This window comes from Halobacterium sp. CBA1126 (assembly GCF_009741975.1).
GTDB lineage: Archaea > Halobacteriota > Halobacteria > Halobacteriales > Halobacteriaceae > Halobacterium.
The window spans coordinates 24,081-40,008 of sequence record NZ_WPCF01000010.1 but is presented as its reverse complement, the minus strand read 5'-3'; the positions used below and the strand labels follow the sequence as shown (position 1 = coordinate 40,008).

General features: G+C 68.2%; 15 protein-coding genes and 1 pseudogene. 9 read left to right on the top strand and 7 right to left on the bottom strand.

What is annotated here, in order from left to right; translation table 11 throughout:
• A pseudogene (locus GJ634_RS15280) lies at window positions 1-396 on the top strand (hypothetical protein); the annotation flags it as partial.
• Here GJ634_RS15280 and GJ634_RS02505 read toward each other — a convergent pair.
• Window positions 397-1,164: an IclR family transcriptional regulator gene (locus tag GJ634_RS02505; protein WP_157500355.1), complete on the bottom strand. Its 768-nt coding sequence runs from the start codon at window positions 1,162-1,164 to the stop codon at window positions 397-399. It lies immediately after the preceding pseudogene.
• Between the two features lie 110 nt (window positions 1,165-1,274).
• Here GJ634_RS02505 and GJ634_RS02500 point away from each other — a divergent pair, with 110 nt between their 5' ends.
• Entirely contained in the window at window positions 1,275-4,304 is a 3,030-nt protein-coding gene (locus GJ634_RS02500; protein ID WP_157500354.1) for an FAD-binding and (Fe-S)-binding domain-containing protein, read from the top strand.
• Here the strand turns inward: GJ634_RS02500 and GJ634_RS02495 are convergent.
• The 5 genes from GJ634_RS02495 to GJ634_RS02475 form a co-directional block, all read right to left on the bottom strand.
• Window positions 4,301-4,852, bottom strand: coding sequence for a helix-turn-helix domain-containing protein (locus GJ634_RS02495; RefSeq protein WP_157500353.1), 552 nt, complete (start codon window positions 4,850-4,852; stop codon window positions 4,301-4,303). The two genes, GJ634_RS02500 and GJ634_RS02495, sit on opposite strands and share 4 nt — an antisense overlap.
• Before the next feature lie 51 nt (window positions 4,853-4,903).
• Window positions 4,904-6,394: an aldehyde dehydrogenase family protein gene (locus tag GJ634_RS02490; protein WP_157500352.1), complete on the bottom strand. Its 1,491-nt coding sequence runs from the start codon at window positions 6,392-6,394 to the stop codon at window positions 4,904-4,906.
• A gap of 79 nt (window positions 6,395-6,473) precedes the next feature.
• A complete protein-coding gene (locus GJ634_RS02485) occupies window positions 6,474-6,839 on the bottom strand; it encodes a hypothetical protein (protein WP_157500351.1) in 366 nt (121 codons plus the stop codon).
• Window positions 6,815-7,717, bottom strand: coding sequence for an ABC transporter substrate-binding protein (locus GJ634_RS02480; RefSeq protein WP_157500350.1), 903 nt, complete (start codon window positions 7,715-7,717; stop codon window positions 6,815-6,817). Before GJ634_RS02480 ends, GJ634_RS02485 begins: the two co-directional genes overlap by 25 nt.
• A 572-nt stretch (window positions 7,718-8,289) precedes the next feature.
• On the bottom strand, window positions 8,290-8,778 hold the full coding sequence (locus GJ634_RS02475) for a DUF3237 domain-containing protein (protein ID WP_157500349.1): 489 nt from the start codon (window positions 8,776-8,778) through the stop codon (window positions 8,290-8,292).
• Window positions 8,779-8,876: 98 nt separating this feature from the next.
• On the opposite strand from GJ634_RS02475, the gene GJ634_RS02470 reads away from it, so the two are divergent.
• The 7 genes from GJ634_RS02470 (at window position 8,877) to GJ634_RS02445 (ending at window position 14,690) form a co-directional block, all read left to right on the top strand.
• A complete protein-coding gene (locus GJ634_RS02470; protein ID WP_157500348.1) occupies window positions 8,877-9,365 on the top strand; it encodes a universal stress protein in 489 nt (162 codons plus the stop codon).
• A gap of 39 nt (window positions 9,366-9,404) precedes the next feature.
• Window positions 9,405-9,695, top strand: coding sequence for a hypothetical protein (locus tag GJ634_RS15825; RefSeq protein WP_231736904.1), 291 nt, complete (start codon window positions 9,405-9,407; stop codon window positions 9,693-9,695).
• Entirely contained in the window at window positions 9,692-9,910 is a 219-nt protein-coding gene (locus GJ634_RS15820; protein ID WP_331713952.1) for an LUD domain-containing protein, read from the top strand. Before GJ634_RS15825 ends, GJ634_RS15820 begins: the two co-directional genes overlap by 4 nt.
• Window positions 9,907-12,105, top strand: a complete 2,199-nt coding sequence (locus GJ634_RS02460; RefSeq protein ID WP_157500347.1) for an LUD domain-containing protein — start codon at window positions 9,907-9,909, stop codon at window positions 12,103-12,105. Before GJ634_RS15820 ends, GJ634_RS02460 begins: the two co-directional genes overlap by 4 nt.
• A 247-nt stretch (window positions 12,106-12,352) precedes the next feature.
• Window positions 12,353-13,135 (top strand): ABC transporter ATP-binding protein, encoded by a 783-nt coding sequence (locus GJ634_RS02455; RefSeq protein ID WP_157500346.1) that lies wholly within the window; start codon window positions 12,353-12,355, stop codon window positions 13,133-13,135.
• Between the two features lie 2 nt (window positions 13,136-13,137).
• Window positions 13,138-13,929, top strand: coding sequence for an ABC transporter permease (locus GJ634_RS15815; protein ID WP_331713951.1), 792 nt, complete (start codon window positions 13,138-13,140; stop codon window positions 13,927-13,929).
• A complete protein-coding gene (locus tag GJ634_RS02445) occupies window positions 13,926-14,690 on the top strand; it encodes an ABC transporter permease (protein WP_331713950.1) in 765 nt (254 codons plus the stop codon). Before GJ634_RS15815 ends, GJ634_RS02445 begins: the two co-directional genes overlap by 4 nt.
• Window positions 14,691-14,921: 231 nt before the next feature.
• On the opposite strand, the gene GJ634_RS02440 is transcribed toward GJ634_RS02445, so the two are convergent.
• The gene (locus GJ634_RS02440; RefSeq protein ID WP_197425365.1) at window positions 14,922-15,803 is read right to left on the bottom strand and encodes an ABC transporter substrate-binding protein; all 882 of its coding nucleotides are present in this window, start codon (window positions 15,801-15,803) and stop codon (window positions 14,922-14,924) included.
• Window positions 15,804-15,928: the final 125 nt, after the last annotated feature.

Below are 15,928 nucleotides of genomic sequence, written 5' to 3'. Positions count from 1 at the left end.
CGCCTCGCGCTCGGCGTCGCCGCCGTCGCCGTCGTCCTCGCCGTCTCGCTGTCCGGGCTGAAGGTCTCCATCGACCGCCTCGACCGGTCGTTCGACCGCACGGTCGACAAGCGAACGCTGCCAGTGCTGCTCGGCGACCGAACGAGCGCGCGCGTCGGCGCCGCAATCCACCTGTTCGCGGCGCTGCTCGTCGTCGGATTGGTCGCGGCGACCGTTCTCCCGGCGCTCGCGCTCGTCGCGGCTGCGATTGCGGTCTTGGACGCCGCGCTCGCAGTCCGGGTCGCGCCAGCGTGGTCGGTGCGCGCGCAGATGGCGCTCGCGTACCCGTTCACGGCCGCGCTGCTCGTCGGACAGTGCGCGAGAACGGCGTGTGCGGCCGCGGAACTGGTGGGCTGACTACGCGTACGCGAGGTTGAGTTCGATGTCGTTCGTCGACGCCCGGAGCGCCTCGAGGAGGTCGGTCTCGCAGCGCTCGCGGCTCACGCGGTGGGCCGGCCCCGCGACCGCCAGCGACCCGACGAGTTCGTCCTCGTAGCGCAGCGGCACCGCGAGCGCGTGGATGCCCTCGAGGTCCTCGCCGAGGTTCAACGCGTACCCGCGCTCGCGGACGGTCTCCAGTTCCGACGCCAGCTCCTCGCGGTCCGTGACCGTGTTCGGGGTGCGGGCGGGCAGCCCGTGGCGGTCGACGACTGCGTCGACTTCGTCCTCGGCGTAGTGTGCGAGAATCGCCTTCCCCCCGGCCGTGCAGTGCATGTAGTCCCACGAGCCGAGTATCGTGTCGACGTCGATGCCGGTCTCGCCGGCGCCGCCGTAGAGGTACATAACGCGCCCGTTCTCGGGGGTCAGCAGCCACACCATCTCGCCGGTCGTCTCCACGAGGTCGTCGACGACGGGGCGGGCCGCCCGGTAGACGTCGTGGCCGTTGCGGACCGACTGCCCGTACTCGAACAGCGCCAGCCCGAGGTGGTACTCGCCGTCGCGTTTCACCACGAACCCGTGCTCGCGCATCGTCGCGAGGTGGTTGTGGACGGTGCTCTTCGCGACGTCGAGGCGGTCGGCGAGCTCCGTCACCCCCGCGCCGTCGGCGTCTCGGAGCGCCGACAGCACGGCGAACAGCGTCTCGTCGGATTTCACCCCCGTTCGGCTCGTGGGCTCGTTCGGCATACGTCGCAGTTCGCGTGGAGCCACTAAACTGTTTCAGGCCCGTCCCGCGAGCACCATTCGACGCATCCGAAAACACAAGGAGGGTGTCGGTCGTAGTGGGCGCCAATCAGATGGCTTCCAACGAACACGGCGTCCCGGAGAGCGACGCGGCGCCCCCGGCGGCGGACGGACGGTCGGAGTACGACTACGTCAGCGACGACGTCGAGCGCCCCGGTCTCGTCGACGACCTCGAAGACCGCGTGGACGGGGACGTGCGCTTCGACACGTACACGCGCCAGATGTACGCGACCGACGCGTCCGCCTACGAGGTGACGCCGGTCGGCGTCGTCTTCCCCGCCGACACCGAGGACGTGTCCGCGGTCGTCGAGTACTGCGCCACCCGCGAGATTCCCGTGCTGCCCCGCGGCGGCGGCACGAGCCTCGCGGGGCAGGCGGTCAACGAGGCGATCGTCCTCGACTTCACGCGGTACATGGACGGCATCCTCGACGTCGACCCCGACGGCCGCGAGGCCCACGTGGAGGCGGGCGCCGTCCTCGAGGACCTGAACCAGCGGCTCGCGCCCCACGACCTGAAGTTCGCGCCCGACCCCGCCGCGGGCGACCGGAGCGCGGTCGGCGGCGCCATCGGGAACAACTCCACGGGCGCGCACTCCCTGAAGTACGGGAAGACCGACGCCTACGTCGAGGAGTGCGAGGTCGTGCTCGCGGACGGGTCGACCGCGACGTTCGGCGAAATCGAGGTCGAAGAGCTGCGCGAGCGCGCGGACGCAGACGCCGACGACCTCCTGCCGCGAGTGTACGCGGGCGTCGTCGCCGTCCTCGACGACCACGCCGACGAGGTCGAGGCGCGGTTCCCGGACATGAAGCGCAACGTCTCCGGGTACAACTTCGACCGGCTCGTCGACGAGGCCGAGACGGGAACGGTGAACCTCGCGCGCCTGCTCGCGGGCAGCGAGGGGACGCTGGCGGTCGTCACCGAGGCGACGGTCTCCCTCGAACCCGTCCCGGAGACGAAGTCGGTGACGCTGCTGACCTACGAGAGCGTCGTGGACGCCGTCACCGACGTCCAGCACGTCCTCGACCACGACCCCGCGGCGGTCGAGCTCATCGACGACACGCTCATCGACCTCGCCAGCGACACCGCCGAGTTCGAGGACGTCACCGCGCTGCTCCCGGAGGGGACGCGGGCCGCCCTGCTCGTGGAGTTCTACGCCGAGGACGACGCGGACGGCCGCGAGAAGACCGCCGACCTCGTCGCCGACCGCGTCGAGGACGGCGACGACCGGTACGCCTTCGACGCGCTCGAAGCCCACGACGACGAGGAGCGCGCGACCTACTGGAAGCTCCGGAAGTCCGGGATGCCGATTCTGCTCGGCCGGACGAGCGACGCGAAGCACATCTCGTTCATCGAGGACTGCGCGATTCCGCCCGAGCACCTCCCGGAGTTCGTCGAGCGCTTCCAGGAGATTCTCGAGGACAACGACACGTTCGCGTCGTTCTACGCGCACGCCGGCCCGGGCGTCCTCCACGTCCGCCCGCTCGTCAACACGAAGTCCGAGACGGACCTCGCGGCGATGGAGGACATCGCGGACCGCGTGACGGACATGGTCGTGGAGTTCGGCGGGTCGGTCTCCGGCGAGCACGGCGACGGCCGCGCGCGCACCCAGTGGAACCGCAAGCTGTACGGCGACCAGCTCTGGGGCGCGTTCCGCGACCTCAAGACCGCCTTCGACCCGGACTGGCTGCTCAACCCCGGGCAGGTCTGCGGCGACGTCTCGATGACCGAGAACCTCCGGTTCGACCCCGAGTACGACTTCGACGCGGGCTTCGACTCGAACCTGAACTGGGACAACGAGAACGGCCTCCAGGGGATGGTGGAGCTCTGCCACGGCTGCGGCGGCTGCCGCACCCAGCAGGACACCACCGGCGGCGTGATGTGTCCGACGTACCGCGCCGCCGACGAGGAGATCACGTCCACGCGGGGCCGCGCGAACATGCTCCGGCAGGCGATGAGCGGCGACCTCCCGGACGACCCGACCGGCGAGGAGTTCGCCGACGAGGTGCTCGACCTCTGTGTCGGCTGTAAGGGCTGCGCGAAAGACTGCCCGAGCGAGGTCGACATGGCGAAGCTGAAGACCGAGGTCACCCACGAGCGCCACCAGCGCGAGGGCGCCAGCCTCCGCGACAAGCTGTTCGCGAACGTCGACGCGCTCGCGAAACTCGGCTCCGCGACCGCGCCGGTCTCGAACCTCGTCTCGAAGGTGCCGGGCGCCCGAGCTGTGATGGAGAAGACGGTCGGCATCGCCAGCGAGCGCTCGCTCCCGAAGTTCGAGCGCGAGACGCTCAAAGACTGGTTCGCGGCCCGCGGCGGCACCACCGTCTCCGCCGCGGACGCCGACCGGAAGGCGGTGCTGTTCCCGGACACGTACACGAACTACGCCCACCCGGAGATCGGGAAGGCGGCCGTGCGCGTGCTGGAGGCCGCGAACGTCCACGTCGACCTCGCGGACAACACCGACAGCGGCCGGCCCGCCCACTCGAAGGGGTTCCTCGACAAGTCCCGGGAGACCGCCCGGCAGAACGTCGCGGAGCTCGAGCCGCGGGTCGCCGACGGCTGGGACGTCGTGCTCGTCGAGCCCTCCGACGCCGTGATGTTCCAGTCCGACTACCTCGACCTGCTCTCGGGCGACGACGTGGAGACCCTCGCCGAGAACACGTACGGCGTCTGCGAGTACCTCGACGTGTTCCGGCTGGACGACGACGTCGAGTGGGACGGCGCCGACGCGTCGCTGTCCTACCACGGCCACTGCCACCAGAAGGCGACGAAGAAAGACCACCACGCGGTCGGCGTGCTGCGGCGCGCGGGCTACGCCACCGACCCCGTCGACTCGACGTGCTGCGGGATGGCGGGGACGTTCGGCTACGAGGCCGAACACCACGCCATGAGCGAAGCCATCGGCGACATCCTCGTCGACCAGCTCGACGACAGCGACGGCGACCTCGCGGTCGCGCCGGGCGCGTCCTGCCGCACGCAGCTCGAGGACATGCTCGACGAGGACCAGCGCGACGCCGGCGACATCGTCCCCGAGGACCGGGAGAGCCCGCCGACGCCCGTCGAACTGCTCGCCGCCGCGCTCTAGTCCTCGCTCTCGGCGAGGTACTGCCGGCCCTCTTCGGTCTCGCGGAGCATCTCGTCGAACACCGCGGCGTCCGTCTGGAACTTGTGGACCTGGTGGAGAACGGTGTTGTGGAACCCGGAGATGAACTCGCCGAACTCCTTGAAGAACTCGTGGATCCAGCGCTGCATGCGCTCGTTGTCACGGAACTGCGTGATGAACTGCCAGTGGTACTCCGAGTCCGCGTTGAAGAACATCAACACGTGTGGGTCGTCGCGGAGCGCCCAGTAGCAGTCCTCCCAGTGGTCGGCGAAGTTCGGGTAGTGGAAGGAGAGCCGGAACAGGTAGTGGTTGAAGATGCTCTGGTCGGGGATGACCGTCTCCCGGTAGCGGCCGTCCTCGGCCATCTCGCGGAGAATCTCGCTGATGCGGTTGTGCGAGAGCTCGATGCCGTACTCGTCGGCCAAGATGCGGCTGAGTTCGCGCGTCGACGCCGTCGGGTTCGCGACGCGCACCTTCAGGATGACGATGTTTCGAGGGGAGACCGCGTCCTCGGACCCGTTCGCTGGCATGCCCGTCACTCGGACGGGGGCCGTGAAATTCCTACTGGTTGGCCCCGCCGTTCAGAACGGGTACTCGCGGGGTTCGTGCTGGACGCTGATCCACTTCTTCTCGGTGACCTCGTCGAGGAAGTCGGTGGTGTTGTACCCGCCGACGCCGGAGGCGTTCGTCCCGCTGAACGGCACGTGGGCCTCGTCGTTGATGGGCTGGTCGTTGACGTGGACCATCCCGGTGTCCATCCGGTCGGCGATCTCCCGTCCCGTGCCGACGTCGCCGGCGTGGACGCTTCCGGAGAGCCCGTACTCGGTGTCGTTGGCGAGTTCGACCGCTTCGTCGACGTCCGAGAACGGGATGACGGGCGCGATGGGGCCGAAGTGCTCGAAGCACGCCGCGGACATGTCGTTGGTGACGTCCGAGAGCACCGTCGGCTTCACGACCAGCGAGTCCTCGACGCCCTCCACGTCGAGTGTCTCGCCGCCGGTCTCGAGGGTGGCGCCCGCGTCGAGGGTCTCTTCGACGTACTCGAGCATCTCGTCGCGCTGGGACTCGTCGATGATGGGGCCGACAACGGTGTCGGGGTCGTGGGCGCTCCCGACCGGCAGCGACTCCGCGCGCTCGGTGAGCCGCTCGACGTACTCGTCGTAGACGTCCTCGTGGACGAGGTGGCGGTTGATGGAGATACAGACCTGCCCCTGGTGGACGAACGACCCGAAGACCGCCGCGTCGATGGCCTGGTCGAGGTCGGCGTCCGCGGTGACGATGTGGGCGTTGTTGCCGCCGAGTTCCATCGCCGGCACTGCGAGGTTCTCGCCGGCGAGCCCGGCGACGTGGCGGCCGACGGGCGTCGAACCGGTGAACGCGACGACGTCGCTCTCCGGGTGGCTGGCGACGCGGTCGCCGATGTCCGAGCCGCGCCCGGTGACGACGTTCAGCACTCCCTCGGGGAGGCCGGCTTCCTCGAAGAGCTTCGCGATGAGGAGGCCGCCGACGATGGGCGTGTTCGTGGAGGGCTTGAGGACGACGCTGTTGCCCGCGGCGATGGCGGGCGCGACCGCGCGCATCGAGAGGTTCAGCGGGAAGTTCCACGGGGAGATGACGGTGACCACGCCCTTCGGCTGGCGCTCGACGATGTTCTCCTTCCCGGGGATATTCGAGTCGGCGTGCTCGCCCTTCGTGCGGCGCGGCAGCGTCGCGGCCTCGCTGGCCTGGTCGCTGGCGAGGTGGACCGACGTCCCGCCCATGACCGCGGAGCCACCCGCCTCGGCGCCGAGCAGCCCGATGATTTCGTCCTCGTGTTCCTCGAGGAGTTCGACGACGTTCTCTAGGACCTCCTGTCGCTGCGCGGGCGGCGCCTCCGCCCACTCCGTCTGGGCCTCGGCGGCGGCCTCGTAGGCGGCGTCGACGTCCGCTTCGACGCTCTCGGGGACGTGAGCGACCGTCTCGCGCGTCGACGGGTCTTCGACCGCGATTGTCTCGCCGCTCTCCGCGCCGACCCACTCGCCGTCGACGTACTGCTCGCTCCAGTCCGCGTCTATCGAGAGTTCGAGTGACATCGTCACTAGATTGTGCGCCGTCGAAGATAAAAGTACGCGCGTGGGAACGCACCGCCGAGACCGCCGGGCTCCGGCCGCGTTACTCGACGGGGAAGCGGAGTTCGGACGCGTTCTCCGTCTGCGGGTAGACGAGCTGCTGGTTGCCGTTCCACCACTGCGCGCTCGCCGCGGACAGCTGGCCGGGTTCGGGCATCCCGTACTCGTCGAAGCTGAACTCGCCGATGACCGTCTCGAACTCCGTCTCGTCGAGGGTCGACCGGATCGCGTCCGGCTCCGTCGACTCGGCGCCCGATAGCGCCTGCCGGGCGGTCTGGACGAGGTTGTAGCCGACGCCGACCATCACGCGCGGCACGTCGTCCTCGCCGGCGTCCTCGGTGTTCGCGCGGTACGTCTCCAGCAGCGTCTGGTTGCCGTTCCCGGTCATCCCGGGCGCCAGCCCGGACACATCGTCACGTAGTTGCCGCCCTCGCCGAGCGCCGACCACCACGCCTGCGGGTCCGCCGCCCGCACGAACTCGATGAACTCGGGCGTGTAGCCGCTGTTGTTGATCTGGGTCATCGCCGTGATGCCGTCCGGGGGCTGCGGGCACGCGACCAGCGCCTCGACGCCCGCGCTCTCGGACTGCGAGATGAGCGTCGAGAAGTCCTGGCTGCCCGTGTTGTACGTCTCCCGCATCGCGATGTCGTAGCCGGCCTCGGAGAGCTTCGTCTCCCAGGCTTCGGCCATCTCCTCGCCCCAGCCGGAGTTCTCCTCCCAGATGCCGACCGTCTCCGGGCGGTCGCTCTCCGGGATGAGCTCCAGCATGCCGGTGGTCGCCCGCGTCACGTCCCGGGTCTTCGGGAACGGCGTGTACGTCCACTCTTTGTCCTCGTCAGTCAGCGGCGCCTCGTAACACGTCGCGACTGCGAGGAAGGGCAGTCCCTGGCTCTCGGCGAGCGCGCTGCCCGCCATCACGAGCGGGCTGGAGAAGCTCCCCCAGATCATGTCGACGTCGTTGTTGCTCAGGGTCTCCTGGAGCACCTGCCGGAGCGTCGTGGGGTTGCTCTCGTCGTCTTTCACGACGAGTTCGAGTTCCTGCCCGTCGATGCCGCCGTTCTCGTTGATGACGTCGACGCCGAGTTCGTAACCGCGCAGCATCTCGGTGCCGACCGAGGAGAGGCGTCCGGTCTCGGGAACGGCGGCCGCGACGGTGATCGTCTCGTCGCTGCCACTGCCGCCGCCGAAGGCTGTACAGCCCGCCAGTCCAGTGATGCCGAGCGCACCGGCTGCGCCGGCCGTCTTCAGGTACGACCGCCGCGTTCGGCCTTTGTCATACGTGCCCATACCCCCTACTTGACGAACATGATGTTAAATGTTTCCGTTAGAATTGAATTGTCTGTGAGCGAACTACGGAGGGAATCTTACCAGTATATGATGACGGCGGGTGGGCGGTTCGGTTCTCGCCCGCGGCGCGCGCCGGCGCGGTGGTACTACGGACGGTATCGACCGGGATAACCCTCAGGAAAGACAATTACCTCTAACACTGATACGTTGGGCCGACCGTAGTGGTTCCCGGTACCACCTACCACGCGGGTGTGTGCCGGTCTCTCAGTCGAATCGTCGAACTCGCCGTGCTTCGCTCGAGTCTCTACTGGTCGAACGTTTTCCTCCTATGGAGTAATCTCACTGTTCGACCGAAGAATTTGCGATACAGGCGTTTCTTTTTCGATTGTATTGCAGAAACAACGTGCGCGGGCTGTCTTCGCCTCACTGACTCGCCGGCGCGACCGCGAGCCGGTCGTGCCGCCTCGCTCGCCCGGGGAGATACGATACAATTCGTATGCTTCGACGAAAAACTCTCATAATTGATGGTTGTATCGTCGCTCCCGCGCGCCGGTGGTCCGAGGGCCGGCGCGTCAGGCGACGCGGTACACCGCCAGTTTCACTCCGTAGGGCTGCCGGACGCCGGTCGCGATGAACACGCTCCGGGTCAGCCACTCGAGGTCGGGGTCGGCGGTCTCGAACTCCGGCACCGAGCGGAAGTAGACGTCGTCCGGGTCGACGTGCTCGCCGTCCCGGAGTTTCCGGCTGACTTCGGGGGGCGCCCAGCGGATGCCGCGGTTCTCCACGTACACTCGCGAGCCGCTGTCCGTCTCGAAGGCGTACTTCGCCACCAACTCCGTGGGGCGCTCGGTGCGGTAGAGCTGGTAGTCCGCGCCGCCCGGGAGCACGTGACCGTCGATGCGGCCCGAGACGGTCCCGTCCGTAATCTCGATGATGCGGCGCTCGCCGTCGCCGGTCTCCCCGATTTCGATGGGGTCGGCGACTTCGATGTCGAGGTCGAGGACGTGCTCCAGCGACGGCGTCAGGTGCTCGTTGCTGTGCTCGTCGATAACTCCTCCCATACCCCCGTGTTCGTCTCGGGACACATAACTGCTCCCCAGGTGCGGCCGTCGGCGCTTTCGGGGTGTACTTTTTGGTCCCCCGCCGTGAACCGGGGTCCATGGCCATCGTTGCAGCAGTCGACGGCGAACAGATTCCAGACCGCGTCGTGGAAGTCGGCGCCGACCTCGCTACCCAGTACGACGAGGAGTTCGTCGTCGTCCACGTGATGCCACAGGACACCTACGAGACGCGCGCCAGCAGCGGGAAGACGGCCGACTTCGGCTTCCCGACCGCGTCCGGCACCGAGTACGGCGGCGACCACGGGGACTCGTACTCCATCGATCAGGCGCGCCGGGACGCCGGCGGGGTCGCCCGCGACGTCACCACGCAGACGCTCGCGGACGCTCCCTCGAACGTCTCGTACGTCGGGCGCGTCGGCGAAGTGGTCTCGGAGGTGCTCGGCGTCGTCGACGACCACGACCCGTCGTTCCTCGTGGTCGGCGGCCGCAAGCGCACGCCCGTCGGGAAGGCCGTGTTCGGGAGCGCGACCCAGTCGTTCCTCCTCAACGCCTCGGTGCCGGTCGTGACGGTGATGACCGAGGAGTGACCGGTAGACATAAGCGCATTCTTCGACGACCTACGTGATATGCGAACGGACACCACAGACGAGTTCGCGTCCTCGCTTGCGGCCGCCGACGTCGCCTGCACTCGCGTCGAGGCCGCGGAGTTCTCGGCCGCCCTCGACGGCGTCCTCGACGCGCCGGCCGTCGGCGTCCCGCTCGGCATCGACGGCGTCTCGCTGGACGACACGGCAGTGGAGACGCCGCCGACGCCGCGCCTGCTCCGGGACGCCGAGACCGGCGTGACGCGCGTACACGGCATCGTCGACCACGGAAGCTTCGTGATTCAGGCCGACGAGGCGGGCGCGAACCGGTGAGTCTCTACCCGCGGACGCACGTCGGCGTCGTCCGCGCGAGCGACCTCCACGCGGACGTCGAGGCGACGGCGGCGTGGCTCCACGACGAGTTCGACGCCGGCCGGGACTCCGCGGTGTTGGCGACCGGCGCCAGCGCCACCGCCGACATGGGCGAACTCGTCCACGGCGTCCACGGTCCGCAGGACGTCCACGCCGTGGTGGTGACGGACCGATGAGCGCCGACCGCGAGCGCAAGGCCGCGAAGATTCGCCACCTCCTCGAAACTGAAGGCGACGCCGTCTTCGAGAACACCACGCACGTCAACGAGGGCCGCTACGAGACCAACGCCCACCGCGACGACATCGAGGAACTGCGCGACGCGTCTCGCGCCATCAAGGAGGACGCCATCGAACGCCTCCCCGAGTTAATCGAGACAGTCCGGGAGTCCGTGGAGGCCAACGGCGGCGAGGTGTACGTCGCCGACGACGCCGCCGACGCGAACCGCTACATCACGGAGGTCGCCGAGTCGAAGGACGCGGAGACGCTGGCGAAGTCGAAGTCGATGACGACCGAGGAGATCGACGTCAACGAGGCGCTCGAGGTCGCGGGCGTCGACGTCACCGAGACCGACCTCGGGGAGTTCGTCGTGCAGGTCGCCGACGAGGCGCCCTCGCACCTCGTCGGGCCGGCGTTCCACAAGTCCACCGAGGACATCGCGGCGCTGTTCAACGCCCACTTCGACCCCGACGAGCCCTTCGAGAGCGCCGAGGACCTGACGCAGTTCGCGCGCGACCACGTCGGCGAGAAGATAATGGACGCCGACGTGGGGATGACCGGCGCGAACTTCGTGTTCGCCGAGTCGGGCACCATCGCGCTCGTCACCAACGAGGGCAACGCCCGGAAGTGCGCGGTCACGCCGGACACGCACGTCGCGGTCGCGGGCGTCGAGAAACTGATTCCGAGCGTGGACGAGTTCCCGCCGTTCGCGGAACTCATCGCGCGCGCGGCCGGCGGGCAGGACATCGCGACGTACCTCTCGTTGCTCTCGCCGCCGGTCGACTCCCCGGTCGTGGACTTCGACGCGCCGGACGAACCGCTCGACGGGAGCACGGACGACCGGGAGTTCCACCTCGTGTTGCTGGACAACGGCCGCACGGAGATGCGCGAGGACGACGACCTCCGGGAGACGCTGTACTGCATCCGGTGTGGCGCGTGCGCGAACTCGTGTGCGAACTTCCAGCACGTCGGCGGGCACGCGTTCGGCGGCGAGACGTACACGGGCGGCATCGCGACCGGCTGGGAGGCCGGCGTCCACGGCCTCGACTCCGCCGCGGAGTTCAACGACCTCTGTACCGGCTGTTCGCGCTGCGTCGACGCCTGCCCCGTGAAGATCGACATCCCGTGGATCAACACGGTCGTCCGCGACCGCGTCAACCGCGGTACCGACGCGGAGTTCGACTGGCTCGTCGAGGGGCTGACGCCGGACGCCGACCCGGGCGGCGTCGACCTCCAGAAGCGCCTGTTCGGGAACTTCGGGACGCTCGCGAAGCTCGGCTCCGCGACCGCGCCGGTCTCGAACTGGCTCGCGGACTGGGGGCCGACGCGGGCGGTGATGGAGCGCGTCGCGGGCGTGGACCGCCGCCGCGACCTCCCCGCCTTCCAGCGCGAGACGCTCGTCGACTGGTTCGACGCCCGCGACCCCCTCCCCGCTGCGGGCGACGCGGACCGCGAGGTCGTCCTCTACCCGGACGCCTACACCAACTACGTGCTCGTCGACCGCGGGAAGGCCGCGGTGCGGACGCTGGAAGCCCTCGGAGCGGACGTCGCGGTCGCGCCCTGCCACGAGAGCGGGCGCGCGCCGCTCTCGCAGGGGATGATTGCGACCGCGCGGGAGAACGCCGAGCGCGTCACCGACAGCCTCGACCCCTACCTCGACGCGGGCCGGGACGTCGTGGTCGTCGAACCCTCCGACCTGGCGGCGTTCCGCCGGGAGTACGAGCGCCTGCTCGACGCCGACCGGGCCGAGCGCCTCGCCGAGCACAGCTACGAGGTGCTGGAGTACGTCTACGGCCTCCTCGAGAACGGCGCGGACGCGGACGCGCTGGCGTCGGGCGGCGACGTCGCGTTCCACAGCCACTGCCAGCAGCGCACGCTCGACGTCGACGTCTACACGGAGGCGGTCTTCGAGCGCCTCGGCTACGACGTCGTCACGTCGGACGTGGAGTGCTGCGGGATGGCCGGGAGCTTCGGCTACAAGTCCGAGTACTACGAGCTCAGCGTCGACGTCGGGGAGACGCTGGCCGACCAGTTCGCGGCCGAAGACGTCGCCGAGCGCGAGCTGGTCGCCAGCGGCGCGTCCTGCGACGAGCAGCTCGAGTCGCTGCTCCCGCAGGCCGCGACACACCCCGTGGAGCTCCTCGCGCCGGAGTAGCGGGCGAACCACGCGTTCGCCGGTCGTGCGGACTGCTGAAACGCCGCCGTAGCGCGGCCGAATCGCGCGTTACGGGAAAATTTTTTATACGGCTACTACTTCAAGTGGAGTGTGACACTCCACCACAGTGAGCGTGGGTTGCAGTCCCACGCCCACGGCCGAACACCACCGAGTACCGGTCCCACATCGCCCCTCCACTCCGAGGGAGTCGCGACGCGCCCGCGGAAACGGGTGTTGAACTGAACACATGGACGGCAACGTCACGATATCGAACTTAGAGAAAGTGTACGACGACGGCAGCGAGCGAACCACCGCGGTCGAGGACCTCACCTTCGACATCGACGCCGGCGAGTTCGTCAGCGTCGTCGGCCCGAGCGGCTGCGGAAAGAGCACGCTGCTGTACCTCCTCGCCGGCTTCCTCGACGAGACCTCCGGCACCATCGAAGTCGACGGCACACCGATCGACGGCCCCGGGACCGACCGTGGCGTCGTCTTCCAAGACTACGCGCTGTTCCCGTGGCGCACCGTCATGGAGAACGTCACCTACGGGCTCGAAGAACAGGACATGGGCAAGGAGGAACGCCGCTCGACCGCCCAGCAGTACATCGACATGATGGACCTCTCGGGCTTCGAGGACAACTACCCGAAGGAGCTCTCCGGCGGCATGAAACAGCGCGTCGGGCTCGCCCGCACGCTCGCGTACGGCCCGAAGATTTTGCTGATGGACGAGCCGTTCGGCGCGCTCGACCAGCCGCTCCGCGAGGACCTCCAGGACCAGCTGCTGGACATCTGGGGTGACCTCGACAAGACCGTCGTCTTCGTCACCCACGACGTCGAGGAGGCCGTCTACCTCTCGGACAGCGTCATGGTGATGACCCGCCACCCCGGCACGAAGAAGACCGTCACCGACGTCGACATCGACCGCTCGAAGTCCCGCGCGGACATCATCACCAGCGACGAGTTCACCGAGACGAAAAACGAGGTCTGGCGGTCGCTCAGAGAGGAGACCCAATCGGGGGTGCAACCGTAGCCGTGAGCAACGTCAACGCCGGAACGGCGACCGCGCTCCCGAGCGGGGTGCGGTCGGCCGCCCGATTCGTCTTCGACTGGATTCCGCTGGCCATCGTGACGCTGCTCTGGGAGTTCGCCAGCGGCACGGCCGTCCCGGCCGAGGTGCTGCCGGCGCCGTCCGTCGTCGCGGGCGAGATCCGGGAGCTGCTCGTCACCGGCGAGGTGTTCTCGCACCTGTTCATCTCGCTGTTCCGCATCAGCGTCGGGCTCGGGTTGAGCATCGCCGCGGGCGTCCTGCTCGGCATCGGGATGGCACGGCTCGACCCCGTGGAGAACTTCTTCGAGGTGCTGCTCGCGCTGACGTACCCGATTCCGAAGACCGCGCTCGTGCCGCTGGCCATCCTCTGGCTCGGCGTCGGCACGCGGACCGCGATTCTCATCGTCTTCCTCGCGTGCCTGCTTCCCATCGTGATGAACGCCTACAACGCCGCCAGCGACGTCGACCAGAACCTCGTCTGGTCCGCGAAGATGATGGGGACCGAGGGCCGCCGGCTGTTCTGGAAGGTCATCATCCCGGCCACCATCCCCGAGATTCTGACGGGCGTGCGGCAGGCGATTCCCATCGCGTTCATCGCGCTCGTGAGCGCCGAGCTCATCGCGTCGAACCAGGGCATCGGCTACCTCATCCTGACCGCCGGACAGGTCGGTAACTACCCGACGATGTTCGCGAACATCGTCATCATCTCCGCGGTCGCGTACTTCGCGGTCCGCGGGTTCGAGATCGGCCGCGAACGGGGGTTGGTCTGGACGTGAACCTCGACCGCGACTTCGACGTCGTCGGCGCGCTGAAGTCCGTCTACTCGCTGGTCATCATCCTCGTGCTCTGGGAGGTCGTCACCCAGATGGGGATGATTCACTACTACTTCCTGCCGCCGCTGTCGGACGTGCTCGCGCGGTTCTTCGAGCTGCTGGCCAACGGCGAGCTGCTGGAGAACGCCTACCTCACGCTCAAGCGCGCGGTCGTCGGCCTCGCAATCGCCACCGTCCTCGGCGTCGTCGTCGGCGTGCTCTGCGCGCGCAACGCCGCCGTGGAGTGGTTCTTCGACCCGATCATCAAGATCGGCTACCCGGTGCCGATCATCGCGCTCGTCCCCGTGTTCATGCTGTGGTTCGGCATCAACGACACCTCGAAGATCATCATGGTCGCGGTCGGGACGTTCTGGCCCATCGCGGTCAACGCCCGCGACAGCACGAGACAGGTGGACAAGAACCTCGTCTGGGCGGCGAAGATGATGGGGACCAGCGACTGGCGGCTGCTCCGCCGGGTCGTCCTCCCGGCGGCGTCGCCGGGCATCATGACCGGCCTCCAGATCGCGCTGCCGCTGTCGCTGATCATCACGTTCGTCTTCGAGATGGTCGCGGGTGGCGGCGGGCTGGGCGCGCTCGAGATCGAGGGCGTGCGGTCGTTCCAGTCGACGCTGACGTACGCCGCCATCATCGCCATCATGATCGTCGGGCTCGTCCTCGACCGGCTCCTCCGGGTCGCCCGGGCACGGCTGCTGCGCTGGACGTAACTCCCTCTCTCTTTTCGCGCTCTCCTCGAAAAAGGTAGCTGCGGGTTCGACCGGCTGTGCCTCGGTCGGCAGCGACGGCGGGTCAGTTGATGGACGGGACGTAGTCGTTGGTCGCGTACTCGGTGACGTCGAAGGTCTCTTCGAGGAAGCCGAGGTCGACGAGTTCGTCCATCGTGGTCTGCAGGCGGTCCATGTCGATGGTGATGTCCTGCCGGTAGTAGTCGTTGTTGTTCAGGAAGAACCCGTCGACGACGTTCTCCGGCAGTTCGAAGTGCTCGGCCGCCAGCGAGACGACCTCCGAGCGGTTCTCGTAGCTGTACTCGACGAGCTCAGCGAGGTCCTCGCCGAACAGCTCGACGGCGTCGGACTTGTTGTCCAGGGAGTCGTTCGAGGCGACCGTGTACGCGAACGGGTACGCCTCGTCCCAGAGGTCCTGGCTGGTGACGACTTCGGTGAACCCTTCGGCGCGCGCGCGACCGCGAACAGCGCCGGGAAGATGGCCGCGTCGAGGCGGCCGTCGTTGATGCCCGACGCGATCGACGGGAACGGGAGTTCGACGATTTCCGCGCCGTCCTCGGGGTCGATGTCCGCCGAGCGGAGCGCCTTCGAGATGACCGCGTGGGTGCCGGTGCCCTGCGCGTTCACGCCGATGTTCGCGCCCTCGAGGTCGGCGGGCTCGGTGATGCCGGTGTCCGGGCCGGCGAAGATGGTGAAGCCGTACCACTCGGGGTGGGCGTCCCAGAAGTCCGTGGAGATCATCGAGATGTTCCCCGGGACGGCCTCCTGGCTGACCGCCGAGCCGTAGCTGACGGTCGTCAGCAGCGCCATGTCGACGTCGCCGGCGGCCATCGCGTTCAGCGAGTCCGGCGTGCTCTCGTTGCGGGTGACGCTGAGTTCGTACTCCTCGCCGACGTTCGTCAGCTCCTCGCGGAGCTCGGGGATGTCGAACAGCGACCCGAGGTTCTCGACCGGGACGGTGAACGCGAGGCCGAGGTCCGACACGCCGCCGCCACCGCCGCCGCCGAGACAGCCGGTGATTCCCGTGAGGCCGACCGCTGCGGCGGCCGTGCCACTCTTCAGAAACGTACGCCTGTTTGTGCTCCTCTGTGTCATCGTACCATGCACCACACTCAAATTACAAAAAGATATCTGTATGAGTGATATTCAACACGAAGGTACGTGTAGAAAGCTCGCCGGGGTAGAAAGCGACGGAGACGCCGCCGAACGCCGTCTTAGCC